The 19,048-nt window shown below is 34.4% G+C and carries 17 protein-coding genes; 5 read left to right on the top strand and 12 right to left on the bottom strand.

Going from position 1 to position 19,048, the window contains the following annotated elements:
• Window positions 1-52: 52 nt before the first annotated feature.
• The 3 genes from CER22_RS18760 to CER22_RS18745 all read right to left on the bottom strand — a co-directional run bounded on the left by CER22_RS18760 (window position 53) and on the right by CER22_RS18745 (window position 3,407).
• A complete protein-coding gene (locus CER22_RS18760) occupies window positions 53-268 on the bottom strand; it encodes a hypothetical protein (RefSeq protein WP_001104093.1) in 216 nt (71 codons plus the stop codon).
• Window positions 269-593: 325 nt separating this feature from the next.
• Window positions 594-2,039, bottom strand: a complete 1,446-nt coding sequence (locus tag CER22_RS18755) for a L,D-transpeptidase family protein (protein WP_088063971.1) — start codon at window positions 2,037-2,039, stop codon at window positions 594-596.
• Between the two features lie 945 nt (window positions 2,040-2,984).
• A complete protein-coding gene (locus tag CER22_RS18745; RefSeq protein WP_097907138.1) occupies window positions 2,985-3,407 on the bottom strand; it encodes a hypothetical protein in 423 nt (140 codons plus the stop codon).
• A 102-nt stretch (window positions 3,408-3,509) separates the two neighbouring features.
• Here CER22_RS18745 and CER22_RS18740 point away from each other — a divergent pair, with 102 nt between their 5' ends.
• Window positions 3,510-3,800 carry a hypothetical protein gene (locus tag CER22_RS18740; RefSeq protein WP_088609341.1) on the top strand — a complete coding sequence of 97 codons (291 nt, stop codon included), beginning with the start codon at window positions 3,510-3,512 and terminating at the stop codon, window positions 3,798-3,800.
• Between the two features lie 169 nt (window positions 3,801-3,969).
• Here CER22_RS18740 and CER22_RS18730 read toward each other — a convergent pair whose 3' ends face one another.
• The 4 genes from CER22_RS18730 to CER22_RS18710 form a co-directional block, all read right to left on the bottom strand.
• Window positions 3,970-4,965, bottom strand: coding sequence for a D-cysteine desulfhydrase (locus tag CER22_RS18730; protein ID WP_088063975.1), 996 nt, complete (start codon window positions 4,963-4,965; stop codon window positions 3,970-3,972).
• Window positions 4,966-5,217: 252 nt separating this feature from the next.
• Window positions 5,218-6,450: a DUF4073 domain-containing protein gene (locus tag CER22_RS18720; protein WP_088609338.1), complete on the bottom strand. Its 1,233-nt coding sequence runs from the start codon at window positions 6,448-6,450 to the stop codon at window positions 5,218-5,220.
• Between the two features lie 196 nt (window positions 6,451-6,646).
• Entirely contained in the window at window positions 6,647-8,188 is a 1,542-nt protein-coding gene (locus CER22_RS18715) for a serine hydrolase domain-containing protein (RefSeq protein WP_088063977.1), read from the bottom strand.
• A gap of 553 nt (window positions 8,189-8,741) precedes the next feature.
• A complete protein-coding gene (locus CER22_RS18710) occupies window positions 8,742-9,656 on the bottom strand; it encodes a class I SAM-dependent methyltransferase (RefSeq protein ID WP_142293507.1) in 915 nt (304 codons plus the stop codon).
• A 220-nt stretch (window positions 9,657-9,876) separates the two neighbouring features.
• Between CER22_RS18710 and CER22_RS18705 the strand changes: the two genes are divergently transcribed.
• The gene (locus CER22_RS18705; protein WP_088609336.1) at window positions 9,877-10,458 is read left to right on the top strand and encodes an ATP-binding protein; all 582 of its coding nucleotides are present in this window, start codon (window positions 9,877-9,879) and stop codon (window positions 10,456-10,458) included.
• A gap of 150 nt (window positions 10,459-10,608) precedes the next feature.
• Entirely contained in the window at window positions 10,609-11,727 is a 1,119-nt protein-coding gene (locus CER22_RS18700) for an LPXTG cell wall anchor domain-containing protein (protein WP_088063980.1), read from the top strand.
• Window positions 11,728-11,776: 49 nt separating this feature from the next.
• Here the strand turns inward: CER22_RS18700 and CER22_RS18695 are convergent, their stop codons facing one another.
• Together CER22_RS18695 and CER22_RS18690 are read right to left on the bottom strand one after the other, a co-directional pair.
• Entirely contained in the window at window positions 11,777-12,448 is a 672-nt protein-coding gene (locus tag CER22_RS18695; RefSeq protein ID WP_087984219.1) for an ABC transporter ATP-binding protein, read from the bottom strand.
• Complete coding sequence (locus CER22_RS18690) at window positions 12,448-13,512, bottom strand: ABC transporter permease (protein WP_088063981.1); 1,065 nt, start codon at window positions 13,510-13,512, stop codon at window positions 12,448-12,450. Before CER22_RS18690 ends, CER22_RS18695 begins: the two co-directional genes overlap by 1 nt.
• A gap of 185 nt (window positions 13,513-13,697) precedes the next feature.
• Between CER22_RS18690 and CER22_RS18685 the strand changes: the two genes are divergently transcribed.
• Window positions 13,698-14,321 (top strand): ArsR/SmtB family transcription factor, encoded by a 624-nt coding sequence (locus tag CER22_RS18685; protein WP_000803870.1) that lies wholly within the window; start codon window positions 13,698-13,700, stop codon window positions 14,319-14,321.
• A gap of 69 nt (window positions 14,322-14,390) precedes the next feature.
• A complete protein-coding gene (locus CER22_RS18680; RefSeq protein WP_088609335.1) occupies window positions 14,391-15,650 on the top strand; it encodes an MFS transporter in 1,260 nt (419 codons plus the stop codon).
• A 318-nt stretch (window positions 15,651-15,968) separates the two neighbouring features.
• Here the strand turns inward: CER22_RS18680 and CER22_RS18675 are convergent, their stop codons facing one another.
• The 3 genes from CER22_RS18675 to CER22_RS18665 all read right to left on the bottom strand — a co-directional run bounded on the left by CER22_RS18675 (window position 15,969) and on the right by CER22_RS18665 (window position 18,895).
• Window positions 15,969-16,472 (bottom strand): DinB family protein, encoded by a 504-nt coding sequence (locus tag CER22_RS18675; protein ID WP_000149530.1) that lies wholly within the window; start codon window positions 16,470-16,472, stop codon window positions 15,969-15,971.
• A 367-nt stretch (window positions 16,473-16,839) separates the two neighbouring features.
• Window positions 16,840-18,216: a sensor histidine kinase gene (locus CER22_RS18670; protein ID WP_088609334.1), complete on the bottom strand. Its 1,377-nt coding sequence runs from the start codon at window positions 18,214-18,216 to the stop codon at window positions 16,840-16,842.
• Between the two features lies 1 nt (window position 18,217).
• Window positions 18,218-18,895 carry a response regulator transcription factor gene (locus CER22_RS18665; protein ID WP_002013739.1) on the bottom strand — a complete coding sequence of 226 codons (678 nt, stop codon included), beginning with the start codon at window positions 18,893-18,895 and terminating at the stop codon, window positions 18,218-18,220.
• Window positions 18,896-19,048 lie beyond the last annotated feature (153 nt).

The raw sequence follows: 19,048 nt of genomic DNA, 5'->3' as shown, positions 1-19,048 counted from the left end.
GAAAAAACTATAGAAATAAAACCCCAGAAATCCAAAGGTCTCTGGGGCTTCATTATATATTTAGCTCTTTTTGCTTTTTGTTTTGTTTATGTTTATACAGCAATTTTCGGCTTATGAGAGAAATCAGTAATAAGATCAGTACTAGTGCGAAAAGTTGCATAAATGATAAATTAAAATATTTAGCACCTGTAACGATTAACAGTGTAGAAATCGTACCTTTTACAATGAAAAAAATAATGATCCATAATCCGCCTTTTTTCCAGTTCATTTTTATATTACCCTTTCCTACGTTTAAATTCTTTAATGGGACACCTTATTAAAAATCTATTATATTAATAAAAAAGTCATGTCTAATTAAATGCAATGATTCTATAATAAGTGAAAATGATATTCAATGTCAATTTTATTGACTATTTGAATACCTGTTTCTTCATCTCAATCTCTTTCTACTTTGTTTCTTATAAGCAATGAACTCTTGTTTTCAAACAAAAAAACCTCTTGAATTTGCATGCGAATTCAAGAGGTTTTTTTTCATATACATCAAGTAAGATTTCTTGCTTTGTTTATTCGTTTATGGTCTTAATACATAGCTATTAGTAAACAATAACTGGGTCATACGTGTTCAAACTATCATATACAGTTTTTGCAACGTTAGGAAGAAGGTTTACACACCCGCCTGATCCTCCTGTTAAATAAGCATTATTTCCCCAGTCTTTTCGCCAGCCTGCATCATGGAATCCTTGACCGCTATTTGTGAATGGAACCCAGTAATCTACTTTCACTGCATAATCAGCTTTACCTACTGCGCTTCCTTTAAGCGTGTATGGTGTTCGTTTATATAGAACGTACCACACACCTGGTGATGTATCTTCACTCGTGCTATGTTTACCCGTTACTACATTGGTTGTGACAACTAATTTCCCATCTTTATAAATCCAAATTTGTTGATCTGCAATAGAAACTTCTGCATATGTGTCTCCAATGCCATTATTCGATGTTGTTTTATAGCCGATCCCTTCCTTCTCCCAACCATTCCCGTGAATATTAGAAGCAGAAAGCGATTTCTCGCCTTTCTCAAAGGCTTGTTGAACTTGTTTTGTTTCTTTTTCCACATCTAGTGCCCAGCCGTATCCTTGTCCCTTTACTGAAATAACCGAGCCAGAATGTGTTTTAAAAGCAAAGTCTTTATGTAATGTAGATTTAGCCTTATTAATTTCAGCAACCTTATTCTTAATGTCGCTCGCATCGATTTTTACTTTCATATCCTTTGACATAGTAGCATTTTGAATTAGATCTTTCGCTTTTAATGAATACACTTCATCCTGCACTTTATAATCAACAGACTGCGTAAGAAGATTTTGTAATGCTTTCTCTTCTTTTTTGATGATTGGATCGTCTTCTTTAATAGGCTGTATGTATGCAGACTTCAGATGAATTTCGCTTTTATGCTTCTGCTTGTCGTAATCTTTTAGTAGATTTGTAACGTCATACTGTTTTCCATCAACGCTCTTCGAAATTACAACTTTCCCTTGTTCAAGCTTCGCCATAGCATCTTGAGGTGCTTTTAATTTTTCATTCATAGAAACGAGCTTTTCTTCTACAAGTTTTTTCATCGTTTCACTACGATACTGATCCGCTTTTTCCGGTAGCAATGAATAATCTTTTTCCTTTGCAGAAGGGAAAAATGTCCACTGACTTTTTAATAGTTTCTTAACTTGTGGCAAATCTTTTTCCGTCAGTTCCGTTTTTGTATCTTGTTCATCTAAAATTTCTTGTTGATCAATATAGACTTTATTTGCTAGCCCAGACGTTTTTAATTTCTGTATTGCCTGATCAGCGCTCAAACCACCGACTTTTGTATCGTTAATCGTAACATTCGAATTGAAGTGAGTTGCTTGATAATAACTCATTCCTCCAATAAGAAGTGCAATTAAACCGCCACCCGCTGCGATAAGCTTCCAATTTGTAAAGCGTTTTTTTGATCTTACCCGTTTTTTCTCAACTTCTTCAACAGATTCATTTACTGTATTGTTGTTCATTAATCTTTCCCCCGTATACATTAACGTCAATCGATTTTAAACCAAAACCATTGAATAGTGTACCTTATTTTTCCTGAAATTTCATTATTTTTAACAGATTTCATCTCATTTAATCGATTAAAGTTAGATTTTTTAATAGACAGATACATTAAGATGATAGATAAAGTGAAAAAAAGGACCATATCAATCGAGCTACTACGGGTCCCTCGCATTCGCCGAATTTTGAAGGGCGACACTACTTAACTTGGTAAAATAATTTCCGGATGGTTCAAATCAGAGGAAGGCACCATAGAATGTCTATTATTTATGAAAAATATCCACAAAAAAAGGACTACATGTAGACTCTTTTTTGTGAATATTTTAATGTCGCATTTTTTATAAATTCAAATGCAAACTATGCTTCCCGCTTTTCACCAGGTTTCACAACCTCTACTATCAGCCTAACGAATTTCACCTTATGACCTTTATCATCAACAATTTCAAGTTTCTTAAAACTATTAAATATGTTTGTACCACGCTTTGTTGATACGTTTAATCTTTACAGATGTTGAAGTTTTAGACTCATTCTTTGGTGTAATCCTATTATTAGAACATCCTGCAATGGTGAGACAGCATGTAGCCAATAAAACTAATAATATTAACTTCTTCAAATAGCCACTCCTATATAAGGAAAATATTATATTGAGAAAATTAAACATAACATCGAATCTTTGTAAAAACAATATATTTCCTAGCATTATTATTCAATGGCGGATTAATGGACACCTTAATGTTCATTAATCTGCTTATAAGCGGAGAACCTCATGCTCATCAAGTCAATGTCCAATTTCCATTTTATCCGATTCTCAATATTTATTCCAATATAAAAAGATAGCTATTTTTGTTGAATACTAATTATCTCCAAAATGAACAATACGAGCTGAGTTCCTATAACCCTATATACGTTTATTCAACTAGTTTCTCCCCTGTAACAATCTGAAACAAAGTGGCTGCATGTTTCCCTTCTAATTGAGCGTACCGATTTTCCCCCGTCTTGATTTCTATTTTATCCTTATTAGGGCTTACCCAAATTTGATACGACACAGCTTTCGCCTCTATTTTCGGATTTTTAAATTGAAAAATAAAGTGATAATCAGCTGGACGAGACATTTCCACTTTTTTATTTTCAAAAGTAATATCATTTAATATTTTCTTTACTTGCAACACTTCATTATTATCTTTCACTACCTTAAGATCTTCATATTCATTATCACCAATATGTTTTTGCACTTGGATTCTTTGATCTTCATTGCCTGATATATTTGAACAGCCGGTTATTATGAGTATACAGATCGCAATAAAGACTAGAGACCAATTTCTAATTTTCATATTCATACCCTCTTTTCAATACAAAATATTTTAATTTGTAAAATAAAGGTAATTAATTTAAACTTAAAAATATACATAATAAAGAGAAAGGAGTATCGTTCCATGCAGTTACAAACATACACTTGGAAAAGTTATACGTTTCTCATTGTAAGTATATTCGTTACTATTAATCTCTTTCTCTTCTCACCTATTTTAGACAGAGTTGGAGTAGAATATGTTGTACCTTTCGCCTATTTCATATTAGCTTCTGCTGTTATAGCAATAATATTAGCAGTTATCTCTTTTTGTAGCCGATCTGAGAAGAAAATTTTAGCCATTATCGGTTTATGTTTTACTCTATTTAACACAGTAATTATTTTATTTTTCCTTTGGTTTGGTTACCATTTCACTTAAGTGAAATATAAATAAACTCCATAAGCCACAAATAAAATTAGTAACATAGAAATGCTAAGTACCGTATATATGGTCCATTTTGCATTTGTACTCATATACTCCCCCTTCTCACTTCATAATAATTCCATTATATAACAAAAAAGCATTGGATACCCAATGCTTTTCACACTTACGCAAATAAAGACGTATTCGCATATAACGCTGGTGAACCACCTGAATGTACGAATAAAATGTTGTCTTCTTTATTAAATGTACCTTTTTTAATTAAGTCGATTAGTCCCGCTACTGCTTTACCTGTATATACTGGATCGAGTAAAATACCTTCAGTTTTCGCAAGTAATTGAACTGCTTCCACCATTTCTGGTGTTGGTAACGCGTAACCTGGTCCTACATATTCATCAAAGCATGTAACAGTTTCGCGCGGGATAAAGTTCGGAATACCAACGTGAGCTGACGTTTCCTCTACAAGTTTTGCTACTTTCTCTTCTTGTTCTGCTTTTCCTCTACTTACGTTGATTCCGATTACAGGAATGTGACTTTGTGTTCCAGCAAAACCAGTAATTAAACCAGCGTGCATACCAGCACTACCACTTACGCAAACAACTGTACTGAAATCAATTCCTTGGTCAAATGATTGTGCCATAATTTCTTGCGCACAAGCAACGTATCCCATTGCACCAGTAGGATTTGATCCACCAACTGGTATTACATATGGTGTATTACCTTTTTCACTTACTTCTTTCGCTACTTTATGCATCTCTTCCATAAGATCTGCTCCGTTTGGTACAACAATTACATTTTCAGCACCTAGTAAATGATATAAGAAATAGTTTCCGTTAAAGTCTGGCTTCTCTTCTGGCTCAAGCCCTTCTTCTAATACAAGGATACATTTCATTTTTTCTTTTACCGCAGCTGCCAGTGTTAGACGGCAATGATTTGACTGAATACCACCAGCTGTAATTAACGTATCTGCACCTTTTGCCTGTGCATCTGCAACTAGAAACTCTAACTTTCTCGTCTTATTACCACCAGCTGTTAAACCAAGTAAATCATCTCGTTTAAAATAAATAGTCGGCCCACCAAGTGCTTCAGAAAAATTGTTTAATTTTTCAATTGGAGTATATGACTCTGTATATTTTTTTCTCGGGAATTTAGCTAAATTCATTAATAACGCTCCTTTTGTACTTCTTTCACAATGTATGTAACGATACTATTATTACATGTAAAAATGATGAAGTCATCTTTCTGGGTGAAAAATGTGTTGGAATTCGGTTTTTGTGAATGGAATTGTATTAAGGATTTTAACTTTATTGCGGTACATGAAATTTATATCGGCGATTTTTCAAATATATCGACTTACCGACAAGAACAGACAACATAGAAAGACCCACTCGATGAAAAGTGGGCCCTCTTCCAATCACTTATTTGCCGAAAATCGAAGAAGCTGTGTTAATCCTGGCTCTAAATTCATTTCGCCTTTATGACGTACGTGTACAATTTTGTCCCCATCAAATTTTGGTGGGTTTCCTAGATTATACGTATTCCACTCACTCGTTCCTTCTACAGAGTACTCCATATATTCCGTTGCACCGACAATTACATTTTTACTATCGTCAGCTGTTATATTTGGTGCCATTTGTGCGACTTTCGCATCACTAATTAATAGCTTCTTTATATCCTTATCACGTTTATAATCGTAAGCTGTTACCATTACATCGTTACCATATGCTTTCACTTGTAATCCTTGTTTAAATGAATATCCATCTGGAGCAGTCTTCTCTCCGCCATTTGGTCCAGCTGACATCCAGCCTGTTTCAATCCCACCCGTATTTACAACTGTAAATCCTTTTTCATCTCCGTCTGCAATTTTCTTTTTACCAGCCCAGTCTGGTAAGTTTAAATCCCAATGCGTATGACTCGTGAAGAAAACAACTTGCGGATAGTCTTTTAATATATCGTACAATTTATCCACGTTTATATAGTCATTTAAATACGGTGATTGTCTCGATCCAGATACTGTATCAGGTAAAACGTGATGAGAGAAAATGAAGATTGGCTTATTTTTATCTTTTTGACTATATTCTTCTAAATTTTGTTTTAACCAACCTAGTTGCTCATCACTCATAAATACTTCATCCCACATTTTTGAATCGTGGTATTTCATATATTTTTCAGTTCCTAAAAATAAAAGCGGATAACCGTCTAATTCTTTTTTATGATATACCTTTTCTTGCCCACTAAATTGTAAGTAGCGGTTAAATAGCGTTTCTTCCGTTACACCATTTGGCCATGTACTTTGAGATAGCTTCCCATCAGCTGTCCATTTACCAGCATAAAACTCATGATTCCCAACAGTTGACCATACATTCTCTGGATGCTTATTTTTGTTTAACACACGCTTCACATCATCGTATTGTGACTGTTGTCCAGTTGGCGTTATATCCCCATTCATAATAAGCGCTCTAGAAAGTGGCGTCACTTTGTTCATATCTTTTAACACATGATCAAAGTCTCCTAAATCCCCTTGAATGTCACTAATAACATTAAAAGTTGTAGCTGATTTTCGGGTTTGCTCTTTCCCTTCCGCATGTGCTGAAAATGTCGGTAATAATGCCGCCATAACAGCTAACGAAGCAACTGCCTTTTTCATACAAATTCTCCCCCTAATAATAGAATGTATAAACTGACATGTTCTGCTTGCTCTTAGATGCTTGTCCAATTCACATTATAGGGAGGGATTGTAAAGATAGATGACGTTAAAAGTTAAGTGTTTTTTAAGAGATTTTGTCGTTTTTTGCAAACCACAATTAGCGATTTACGTCAATCTAGCTTTCTAGCTTTTAACATTACATACATGTAAATTTTGATGTTAAATCTTTTCGTTTCATACGTTGTTTTTTATTACTTCTAATTTTCGGGAAAAATCCACTAATTAATAATGTTATAATCCATACCATTATTAGAATAAAATTTATTGTATTACCGGAATTCAAGCTGAAAACTCTCCAAAAATAGGCAGCACAAAAAACGAGGATAGCAGTACTAATAAGTAAAAATGTCCTAACTACTAATCCGATGTAGGATCTCTTCTCTTGCTTAAAAATGAAAGTTCTTCTACCTTTGTACAATCTAATCACAAATAGCAGCAAATATAAACCAAGTGTGGCTCCAATAACAATTGATGTAATAGAGTTGTTTTTTCTCTGCTCAGCTAGAGAGAAGTAACTTTCAGGTAATTTTCCAGTTTCATATTCAATCCATGCGTGGTAAATATCCTGTCGTAAGTCTATACCACCTTCACTATTCGTGAGGATTACCAATCCATCCTTTGTATTAGGAATGAAACCATAAAAAGAATGCCACCCTCGATTATCACCAGAATGATAAATTAATTTCCATTGATTAGATAGTTTTTTTTCAAATATACCTAAACCATTCTCCCCTAATACCGGCTTTTGCATTTCCGTAACACGTTCACTTTTGATGACACCATTCCCTTTATTATGTGCATCCATGCTTGCAAGTATCAATGTCATCATATCGGTAACATTTGTCTTAAGACCTGCAGCAGCCTGTTCGGTAAATTGGTAACTAGGGAGCTCCTCTCCAAAATATCCATAAGCTTTCGAAAGGTTATGGTTTTCAGGACGTTGTAAGAATGAACTAGATTTCATTCCTAAAGGTTTCATAATTTGTTCTTCCATATAACGATCAAACGGTATTCCGGTAACCTCTTCAATTACAAGTTGTAAAATTGTATATCCGCCACCAGAGTAAATTGTTTCTGAACCTGGTTTATTGGTAACCTCCACTGGTTCATTAAGCCATCCTTTTCCAGACAGAGACTCCTCAATAGAGTCAAGATGTTTCCCTGGTGTAACCCCGAGGTATCCTTTATGTGCAGACAGCCCTGCTGTATGGCTTAACAATCTTCTTATTGTGACTTCATTATTATTAAACTCTGAATTAGGTAATTTCCATTTGGTCAGATATTTTCCAACGGGATCATCTAGTGATAAATGCCCTTCATCTACAAGATGTAGGATTCCCCACGCTGTAAGGTTTTTAGATATGGAACCAGCTTGAAACAATGTATCGTCACTCACCGCTTTTTTTGTCTTTTTGTCTACATAACCGTAGTTAAGTGTATAAGCAATACGCCCCTCATGTACAATCCCTATTGCAACCCCTGGTACCTCATAATTCTCTTGCCATTTTGGTACCTGTTCATCCAGCTTTTTTTTGAAATCCTCTATACTCCTATCAGTCAACGTGCCCGATTCTGCCCTCACCACATTTGTAAACCATGCTTCATTCGTAATAAATATGTAAATCATTAAACATAAAATACTTTTGCATATTATCGATGCTTTTTGTCTATTCTTCATTTGCTCCACCTTTTTTTCAGAATATTCTATCCATCAATCAGAGTATCCCATTCTAATATCCTGTTCTATCGATTTTTATTACTTAACCTTACAAAATTGTAATAAAAATCAAAGATCTACTATTGTCCTTTATCTGAGGGCAATGAAATTCATTAACAAGATTGATATGAAGTTATATCTATTGTTTCAGTTAAGGCCCCTAAAATACTAGTTTGGTTAATCAAATAGATATATTCCAAACTACAAAAATTTATAATAGAGAAGGTGGATTTTAGTTTTAATTAGAATTTGACCAAAGTATTGCTGCAAATATTTATTCTATAAAAAGAAGAACCCCACACATTTTGATTAAAACTTCAAAGTATCTCTAGATACATCTAAAAATTTAGCAACTTGTCCAATTGTGTACATTATGTTCTCCTTTATCATTGCTACTTAATTTATTACATTCATACTTCATATTCTTTACATTATCGAATTTCTCTTCCTATTAATACCTCCTTGTTCTCCCCCAAAAAAAGACACAGAGATTTCTCCCCATGCCTACTAATTCCTACTTCTTCACCGCATGCACATAATGCACCGTCTCAAAAGCTTTTAAATAATCGTTTCGTCCTTCAAAATATAATGTATGAATATCCTCTGGTGATAAGTGCTCATAAATGAGTAAGCCTACCTTCTCTAACAGTGCTTCCATTTCAGCATAAGAAAAACACGATTTCATCGGTTCTCCGCCTACTGCAGCCATTTTTACCATATTTTCCACTCGATTGGACAATCCTTTTTCCGTAAATAAGTTTTCATCCGGATAATCGAATACGATAGAGCTCCCCACTGGAACCATCTCGAATAAATTTTCTATTAAACTAGAAAGCTCCTCTTTCGTTAAATAGTACGTAACACCTAATAGGCTAAAGAAAGTCTTTTTATTTTCAAATCCTTCATTCCGTAACTGTTCACTGGAAAACCCTTTCGTGAAATCCATCGAAACAAAATGAAGGTTGTTTGGAGTTTCAAGTACTGCTTCTTTTATTCTCCCCCTCTTAAACCTTTGTGTAGAAGGATGATCTACTTCAAATATTTCTATTTCATTCTCTAATTCTCGGTGTCTAAAGCTGAACGTATCTAAGCCTGCACCGAGTATGACGTATTGTTTTGCGCCTAATGTAATTTCATGTAGCAATACTCTTTCACAATATGCCGCACGTGCCAAAGGTGTTGGTGATAATTGAACTTGTGTAATCCATTTTAATATTTCTTGTGGATTGTCTTGAAACTTTTGTGCAATGTCTGTATTGAAAAAATGGATTCCTTGGACCATATTTGTTTCAATATCGTTACGTTCTTTTTTTGAAATGAAATCTTTAGCTACATAATCATCAAAGATTTTAGGACTATCAAATTCACTATGGTACGCCCTTCCGAAAGCTGATACTAGCGACGTTACACTCGCTTCACCTTTTTTCACGCACATACACTCCTTCATTTTCACAACAAAAATAGGGTTCCCCTGGCCAGGAGAACCCTATTATACACTTTATTTTTATATTGGTAAATTATAGCATAAATAAGTTTTTTTGTCAAGTTTTCAGCCTACTACTACTCCGACATTTTGTATATTCTCTAGCAGGAAAATTGTCAATTCACATCGAATGTCCCAAATGATAACAATACATATGGAGGCCAATATGAAACGATTAGTGATCATTACAGTAGGAAAAACACACAGCGGAAAAACTACATTTGCTAAAGAACTAGAAAAAGAGTTACCCCACGCTTTCGTTATGGATCAAGATAACCAAGCTGAATTCATTAACACGCATTATGAAAAATTACAGCCGGGCGAAGGCCCAAATACATTTAAACACGGTCTTTCGAAATTCATTGTTGATTATGCAAAAGAACATACAAGTTTACATCTTATTATTTGCAACTCAAATAGAAGCCGAAACGGCCGGATGTATTTGCTAAATGAATTGTTTCAGAAAGAGGAATATGTACGTATACTCGTTCATTTTGACATTCCAAATGATGTACTTTACGAAAGAGTAGCTCGAAGCACGCGAAGTACCAATATTTTTAGAGGTGATTATTGTAGTTTCAAAGAAGTACTCGATCGACAACAGTCTGAATCACTTCACGAAGATGTGGTAAATCCTATAGAAAACGAGGCTGATTATTTGTTTGTTATTCGTAATCGTAAGGATGTAAACTCTACTATAGAAGAAATTGTTCATCTAGCTAAAGATCTCTCCCCTACCCAAAAATAATAGACTATAAGCATTACATAATGATAGATTATTATGCAAATACTTCCTCTAGACATCCTACATGGTATATAATGATAAGATAATCTACTTCTATATGCTCAATTCTACACAAAACAACTCATGCATATGAAAGAAAAGAGGTACAAAAATATGAAAACAAAACAAACAATCGCTGCGTCTACACTAGCTTTAGCAATGATTGCTGGCGCAAATTCTGCTCATGCGGAAGTAACTGATGCTACTCCTCAGCAAAGTACAGGAGATCGATTAGCTGAAATTAAGCAACATAGACAAGAATTAGATGCGAAATTACAGCAGCACAAAGAAAACGTGGATCAAAAGTTGAATGAACTTAACCAAGTTAAGGAAAATGTTGACACGAAGGTTAATGAACTACATGAGCGTAAACAAGTTGCTGATGAAAAAATTAACGAAATAAAACAACGTAAAGAAGAGCTAGATGCAAAACTTCAGCAAGACAAGCAAATCGCCGAAGATAAAATCGCTGAAATAAAAGAGCATAAAAAACAAGTAGAAGAAAAAGTTGCTGAAGTGAAAGAACATAAGCAAAATATCGATAATAAAGTGAATGAGATTAAAGAACATAAACAAACTGTCGATGAAAAAGTGAATGAAATGAAGCAACATAAAGAGAACATCGATCAAAAGGTTAATGAACTTAAGGAAGTAAAAAAACAGGTAGATGAAAAATTAGCTGAGTTAAAGAAAGCAAAACAAACTGCTGAGGACAAACTTGCTGAGTTAAAAGAAAATAAGCCGCATACTGGAAATACGTTAGAGGAACTTAAGAAAATTAAAGGCAATTTAGATAGTCTTTCCGCTAACTTAGAACTAGCGAAACAAGATGTAAAAAACAAACTAGCTGAATTACAAAAAGCTAGAGAAGATTTACTAAATAAAATTAACGAAATTAAACAAGCGAAACAAACTGTTTCAGATGATTTAACAAAGAAAAAACAAGACTTAGATATTAAAATTAACGACTTTAAGCATACTGAGAAAAAAATTGAGGACAAATTAGCTGAGGTACATACAACGAAGCAAAATGTAGATAACAAAATTAATGAAGTATCTCAATCAAAACAAACAGAAACAAAGACTGGTACTACAAACACAAACAATAACGCTAGAGAACTTCCTAACGCTGGTAGTGAGCAATCAAACAATATGGCTTTAGGTATGTTATCTGTATTAGGCGGCGTTTTATTAATTACACGAAATAAAATTAAAGCGTTATTCTCAAAATAAAGCAATTATACAAAAGACAACCGCACACTTGTGCGATTGTCTTTTTTCTTTATATTAACTTCCCATCTCTTAGCGTCAATATACGATCACATACATCAAGCATTCTTTCATCATGCGTAATCATAATTGCTGCTTTTTGGCTCTCTTTCACTTCACGTTTCATCATTTCTACAACTTCACGTGCGCGTTTTGAATCTAAGCTTGCTGTTGGTTCATCCGCTAATATTAAATCTGGGTTGTTCATGAACGCGCGAGCGATTGCTACCCTTTGTTTTTCCCCGCCAGATAGTTGATTTGGATAATGACTTTTTCTTTCTCCTAATCCAAATGCCGCTAATAAATGATCCGCACGCTTTTCTGAGTCTTGTTTGTTTTCTTTTTTAAGCTTTGCAATGTAAAGCAATTGTTCTTTTACATTTAGATATGGAACAAGATTTGCAAACTGGAAAATGAAGCCGATTTTTTTCAAACGAATGTCTGTCATTTCCTTTTCTGATAGCTTCGTAATATTTTGCTCACGAATGTAAATATCCCCTTTTGATGGTGATAATAACGCACCCGCGATTGATAATAACGTACTTTTCCCTGATCCAGAAGGACCGACGATTCCGATAAATTCTCCAGCTTTCACATTAAGCGACATCGGATGAAGGGCTGTTACTTCCGTATTCCCTTCTCCGTACACTTTACTTACTTTGTCTAATTTTAATAATGAAGTCATTACATCCCGCCTCCAATTGCTTCTAATGCATCAACTTTTAATACTTGGTATAACGAAATAAGTGTTCCTAAAATACTAATTACGATGAAGATTGCTGCATATTGTGCAATCATCGGTGTTGTTAATAAGAACGGCATACCCGCTGGTAAAATTTGTTCTAATCCTTGTACAAGAACAATACTGATTACCATCGCAACGACTGATAAGAATAACGCCTGCACGACTAAGCTATTTGCTAAATAAGAGTTCTTTGTACCGATTGCTTTTAATACACCTAATTGCTGTGTTTTTTGCAATGTAATGACGTAGAAGAATACACCGATTAGTAACGCAGCGATAACAAGTAAGAATGCAATGATCATCGTTAATGTTCCTTGCTCTTCTTTAAATCCTGGAATGCTTTGCAGTACTTCTTTTTTGTCGATAACATGTGCATTTTTAATTTCTTTATCTGTATTCAGTGCAATTGCACTATAATCTTTTTGGTTTGGTTGTGAAATAGATCCCCATACGTCTTCATTTACATAAACGACTGGTGTATGGCTAAACATTTGATCTTTCGTAAATCCAACGATTGTAAATTCTTTCTTTGAAACAGGATCAATAATTGTATCCCCAATATCGATTCCTTTTTCTTTAATAGATTCATCAGCAACCATTTCGTTATTTGCTGTGCCTAATTTCTCACCTTTTACAATGTTCGGTTCTAAAAATGAATCACGTTCACTTGAGAAAATAGCAACATCCACTTTTTTCGAACTATCTTTCTTTTCATACGTTGAAACTTTCACACGAAACGGAACGGCCTCTTTGTCGCCTACTTGATTGACTACGTTATCTACATCTTCTTTCTTAATTTGTGAACGAAGTAATTTATTTTCCGCATCATCTGCTAAAACGAACTTATTTGCCTCCATATTTTGAATCGATGAAGCATTATCATATGATAATCCATTTGCTAATCCTGAAATAACAAGAACTAAAAATGATAATAACACCATAATCAGTCCGATTAATCCATATCGTAATTTTGATTGTTTTAATTCACGCAGAGCTAAAAACATTTCGCTCGCTCCTTCCTCTTTCTTTCTATGCACTTATCATAAAAAAGAAATATGAACGGAATATGAACAGAAGATTACAGAGGAGAAGATTTAATTTTCGGAAAGTATTGAAAATAATCAGAATCCTTGATACAATTCAGTCAAATAATCTTGACCGAGTAATTTTATTTGAGGAGTTGATCTTGTTGAAACCCATGTTAACACTAACTACTTATAGCCAACTAAAAGCAATAAGCGATCCACTTCGTGTCGAAATGATGATGCGTCTATGCGAACGTCCTTATACAGGACAATTACTATCTGATAAATTCGGCATTCCAAGGGCTAAAATTCATTATCATTTAAAAGAATTAGAAAAGAATGGTTTTATAGAAATTGTTTATACAGAAGAAAAGAATGGCATCATTCAAAAGTTTTATCAATCCGTCGCTAGAGGCTTCACCCCTGCCGCGGACCTATTACCTCATTTAGAAATATTAAGCGAATCAGGTCGCCAAATCTTTTTACAAATGACAGAAAGAACGAAAAGCCATATTCTCGCTGCACCAGAAGAAGCTTTTACACTACGAAAAGTAAGCGAAGACCCAGCAGAGTGGAATTACGTTTCATCTTGCTGGGAGTTTGATGCCACGCCAGAACAATTTCAAGTGTGGGTGAAAAAATTTCATGAATTAATGGCTGAATTAAATGATATCGCAAAAGACGCAGATAAAGATCCAAATAGTAAATCTTATTACATTTCTACTACTGCACTACAAATCGATGAAAAAGCAATGCAGCGCTTTGTGAAAAAAGAAGAAAAATCGTAATACGATTTTTTTTACATAGACGGTCAAATTTATTTTACCGAATAATTTTTTTATAAAGGAGTAGATTAAATGGACATATTAAAAAACCGAAATTTCCTCTTACTTTTTTTAGGGAGAATTTTTACAAACATAGGAGATAGCTTATATTATGTAGCTGCGATGTGGCTCGTATATAAGCTGAGTGGTAATCCTTTTTATTCTGGATTGGCTGGTTTCCTTACATTATTACCTTCTGCATTACAATTCCTTACCGGCCCATTCGTTGATAGATGGGCAATAAAAAACACCCTCGTCATTACACAAGTTTTGCAATGCATGCTTATTTTAATCATTCCTATTACACACTACTTCGATCTATTAACAGTTCAACTACTACTCATCATCATGCCCATCGTAGCCTTTATCGAACAATTCGCCTATCCCGCACAATCAAAAGCTTTACCACTTCTACTTCATAAAACACAACTATTAAAAGGAAATTCACTCTTTTCATTTGCGTATCAAGGCATTGATTTAATTTGCACGACGCTTTCTGGCATATTAGTAGCACTACTTGGCGCAATCACTTTATATGTAATTGACTCTATTACATTCGCGATTACTGCCCTTTTGTTCTTTTCATTGAAAATGCCAAAGCAAGCAGAAACCAATACATCACTTTCAACTAAACAATATTTCACTGATTTAAAAGAAGGTTTTTCGATCGTCTTCCGTTCATTAATGGGCGTATTCTTAATCGGTTCAGTAGTCGCTAATTTTTCAATCGGTATGACGATGGCGATACTCCCTTCTTTCGCCGATTCTTTAGGAGGCGTGAAATCATATGGCTTCTTCTTAGCCGCTATATCAGCCGGCAGTTTAATTGGAGCATTATTCAGTTCATGGGTTGGTAAACGTAATGTTGGCCGTGTCTCTATTATTGGCTTTGCGACTGGTGCTATCTTTTGGTTTCTCTCCACGATCGTACCGTTTCAGTGGTTGTCTATTCTCTTATTCGGTCTAGCCTGGATTCCAATTGGTGCAACCAACATATTATTTGCGACAATTAGTCAAATTGTAATTCCAAATCAGTATATTGGACGCATAAACTCAGTCATGCGAAGTATGGGCACAATTGCTATGCCGTTCGGTTCTTTAATTGGTGGATATGCTGCAAATGTATTTAGTAGCCAACTCATTTTCGCGTTCGCTAGCATCGGGATTTTATTTATTTCTTTCGTATGGCTACTTCATCCAAAGTTACGGGCTTTGCCGAAAGCTGATGAAATTACAGCGGATACTTTTGAAGTTCGATTTAAAGTAGAGCCCGGGAAAGATGCGGCTTTATAGCAGAAAGAAAACATTATCTAATCCGTAATGTGTAAAGATAATAAATTTATTTAATTTTATAAGTTCAAACAAGTATAACCCCGTTCTAAATATAAGACGGGGTTAAAAATATAGTTATTTCATTTTGTATGTAAGATACTTCACTTCACTAAAAAATATAACAATAAAGTTATTTAAAAACCTAAGCTTCATTCCACAATAGCGCCCAATTGTGGAAAATCAAGATGATGATTTTGACTGTTTCCTTTTTCTTTTTGACTAAGTACTGGTTTAAAAACGGAACCATTTAAAGGAGATTGATGCTTGAGTAACTCTGTTTTATTTTGAATATAGGTAAAGTCCAAAATCTTGCATAACAGAGGTTTGCCCCATTTGCCGCAACATGGTAGCTATATTGCCACGGTGATAAGAACCATGGGTGACAACGTGAAGTACTGATTCAGAAATAGAAGTTTCAAGCACCCCAGCATATGGGTTGTTCACCACTATCAACTTATCAATATCTTCTTGACTGTTTAAAAGGGCTTTGTTTCGTTCGGATAAGTCTTGAAATATTTTTTTCATTTCCTCAATATTTTTCGTTTCCACCTGTTCTCTCAATTGGTTCGTAGACACCATTGCTTCATTCATACTTTTACCTAAGATAATGTCAAACCATGCGTAATCTGTAAGGTAAATGTGCGACAACACCTTTGATACCGAAGAAAAACCACTCTGAATTTCCTTATGATAAATGTCCTGTGGTAGTTCTTTTAAACGATCAATTATCACTCCATTTGCCCATACGTGGTATTTGTACATTATTAATGCGGGGTGTGTCATCTTAAAATCCCTCATTTCTAATAGTTTTTTCGTATTGAAACAATTGATGCCTAAAAGATAAATAATTTATCTATAAATTCTGTTGTTCAATTTATTTATTATTCCATTTTATTTATAATATTCCTCCCTAGACTAATCTGATTTGTTACCATAAGTACACTCCTTAGCAACCCCTATTTATTCACATGGATATCCAAATTAATCACTAAGCGTTATTCAAGAATATGGCACAATTGTGAAATAGAATGACTCGCATTGTTTCAAACAACTTTTTGTCACTTTACACATAAGCGAAAATATATCAGTGATCTCCCGAAACAAAATGACAAAAAAAGAGGCCATTCCCAAACAGCCTCTTCCCTTCCATCTATTTCGGAAGCTCCACCTGAACAGTAGTCCCTTCCCCTTTCGTACTATATACTGAAACGTTTCCGTTATGCAGTTCAACAATTTTCTGCACAATCGATAATCCTAAACCACTACCTTCTACGTTTCTTGCCCTTGCCGTATCTACTTTGTAAAAACGATCAAATATACGATCCATTTCTTCTTTTTCCATACCGATTCCGTTGTCTGATATAGAGATCATCACGCTCGACTCTAATTCTTCTACAACAAATTCAATCGTTCCGCCGTCGTTTGAAAACTTAATGCTATTCGTAAAAATATTACTCCATACTTGATGAAGTAAGTTTTCATCACCTTGTATTGTAATATGCGGCACATCAAATTCAACGGCGATATCTTTTTCACGCCATTTCCATTCGAGCATAAAAATAACGTCTTTAATTTGCTTCTGCAAATTGAATTCTTTTATTTGTAATACTTTTTCTTCTTTATCTAGTGAAGCTAGCGTAAGTAACTGTTTACATAAACTAGACATTCGCTTACTTTCGCCCTCAATAATTTGTAAGTAATGGTTTCTTTCTTCCGCACTCATCTCTTCTGACTGTAACGTTTTTGAGAACCCTTGTATGGAAGAAAGCGGCGATTGAAATTCATGAGAAACATTTGAAACGAATTCTTGTCTCATCTCATCTAATTCTTTTATACTTTTCGTCATCTTTTGAAAATTAGTTGCTAATGTACCAATTTCATCTTTTCGATTTTCATCTAATTCGATATCATATTCACCACTTGCAATCTTTTGAGTCGCTTTCGTAAATGTTCGAATGGGACGAACGATATAACCTGCTGCAATCGCTATAAAGATAATACTTAATAGTACGATAAACCCAAGTAATACCGCTAAGAAAATTCGCATCTCGCCAAATTGGTTCTGAATGTCAGGACGAATAAATAAAGCGTACTGTTTATCACCGTGTTGCACTGGTACACCGACACTATTTATTAATTCATTATCGAAAAAACCTGTAATAAAGAGACGTGTTGGATACGTAGAAACACCATTAAACGTTTCGCCATTCAATACTTTATGAACGGTATCATCACTTATTGTTGTCTTACGAAACGCGTTGCCGATACGTTTTCCATTCTTTTTATCATCGACAATATAAATTTCATATCCTAACTTCGCAATAGACTGTAAGTATGCCTCTTGATTTTCTTCACTTTGCTTTTCATATAACGATTTTACTTCTTCCGCATACATTAAAATCTTTTCACTATTGTACGGTTTTAACTTCACTTGATAGTACACATTTGTTAATAAAAAACCGATAATACTGCTAAGTAGCATGATTCCAACCGTCATAAAAACAAATCTAGAGTATAGTGATTTCATTTTATTTCAACTCCAACTTATAACCGAGTCCGCGTACTGTCGTAATTTGAAAATCATCTGTTCGTTTTGAAAAACGATCTCTCAGTCGCTTCACATGAACGTCAACTGTTCGTTCATCTCCTTCAAAATCCATTCCCCATACTAATTCAATTAATTCTTCTCTTGAAAAGGTTCTTCCAGGATAACTAGCAAGTTGTGATAATAATTCAAATTCCTTTAATGGAAGCAAAATCGTCTGACCGTTACACTTCACTTCAAACCCTTTTCGGTCAATTATCGTTCCGTGTAATGTAATAATATCAGCACTAAGCATTTGATAACGGCGCAATAGAGCTTTCATACGGAAAATTACTTCAGCTGGTTCAAATGGTTTTACAATATAATCGTCCGTACCAGAAATGAATCCTTTTTCTTTATCGACTAGCTGATCTTTCGCAGTTAATAAAATAACCGGTATATCATGATACTTCCGGATTTCTTCACATAACGTATAGCCATCAACAAACGGCATCATAATGTCTACTATCGCAAGATGAATATTTTCTTTCTCTAATACGCCTTGCGCTACCTTTCCATCTTCCGCTTCAAAAACTTTAAACCCCTCTTTTTGCAAATGGTAATGTAACAATTCTCTAATATGCTTATCATCATCAGCTAATAAAATATGTATCATCTTCATTAAACCCTCTCTTGTTCATCCTTCTACATCCTTACCTTAAGAAACAATTGGATTTTTTGCAAGAAAAAGAAAAACAAACCAACATTTTAAGATAAATAAAAAGAATCTATTTTGAAAAAAGATTATTCAAAATAGATTCTTACGTTTTAGTAT

The organism is Bacillus sp. K2I17 (assembly GCF_002209985.1).
In the GTDB taxonomy this organism is placed as follows: Bacteria; Bacillota; Bacilli; order Bacillales; family Bacillaceae_G; genus Bacillus_A; species Bacillus_A wiedmannii.
Note: the sequence above shows the minus strand (reverse complement) of the source record. Positions and strands in the feature narration are given on the sequence as shown.

What these genes read in the sequence shown, in the direction of transcription:
- CER22_RS18730 (WP_088063975.1), bottom strand. Translation starts at nt 4,965, where the DNA reads ATGAATTTAGCTAAATTCCCGAGAAAAAAATATACAGAGTCATATACT.
- CER22_RS18720 (WP_088609338.1), bottom strand. Translation starts at nt 6,450, where the DNA reads ATGAAAAAGGCAGTTGCTTCGTTAGCTGTTATGGCGGCATTATTACCG.
- CER22_RS18715 (WP_088063977.1), bottom strand. Translation starts at nt 8,188, where the DNA reads ATGAAGAATAGACAAAAAGCATCGATAATATGCAAAAGTATTTTATGT.
- CER22_RS18680 (WP_088609335.1), top strand. Translation starts at nt 14,391, where the DNA reads ATGGACATATTAAAAAACCGAAATTTCCTCTTACTTTTTTTAGGGAGA.
- CER22_RS18740 (WP_088609341.1), top strand. Translation starts at nt 3,510, where the DNA reads ATGCAGTTACAAACATACACTTGGAAAAGTTATACGTTTCTCATTGTA.
- CER22_RS18705 (WP_088609336.1), top strand. Translation starts at nt 9,877, where the DNA reads ATGAAACGATTAGTGATCATTACAGTAGGAAAAACACACAGCGGAAAA.
- CER22_RS18690 (WP_088063981.1), bottom strand. Translation starts at nt 13,512, where the DNA reads ATGTTTTTAGCTCTGCGTGAATTAAAACAATCAAAATTACGATATGGA.
- CER22_RS18745 (WP_097907138.1), bottom strand. Translation starts at nt 3,407, where the DNA reads ATGAAAATTAGAAATTGGTCTCTAGTCTTTATTGCGATCTGTATACTC.
- CER22_RS18760 (WP_001104093.1), bottom strand. Translation starts at nt 268, where the DNA reads ATGAACTGGAAAAAAGGCGGATTATGGATCATTATTTTTTTCATTGTA.
- CER22_RS18670 (WP_088609334.1), bottom strand. Translation starts at nt 18,216, where the DNA reads ATGAAATCACTATACTCTAGATTTGTTTTTATGACGGTTGGAATCATG.
- CER22_RS18700 (WP_088063980.1), top strand. Translation starts at nt 10,609, where the DNA reads ATGAAAACAAAACAAACAATCGCTGCGTCTACACTAGCTTTAGCAATG.
- CER22_RS18675 (WP_000149530.1), bottom strand. Translation starts at nt 16,472, where the DNA reads ATGACACACCCCGCATTAATAATGTACAAATACCACGTATGGGCAAAT.
- CER22_RS18755 (WP_088063971.1), bottom strand. Translation starts at nt 2,039, where the DNA reads ATGAACAACAATACAGTAAATGAATCTGTTGAAGAAGTTGAGAAAAAA.
- CER22_RS18665 (WP_002013739.1), bottom strand. Translation starts at nt 18,895, where the DNA reads ATGAAGATGATACATATTTTATTAGCTGATGATGATAAGCATATTAGA.
- CER22_RS18695 (WP_087984219.1), bottom strand. Translation starts at nt 12,448, where the DNA reads ATGACTTCATTATTAAAATTAGACAAAGTAAGTAAAGTGTACGGAGAA.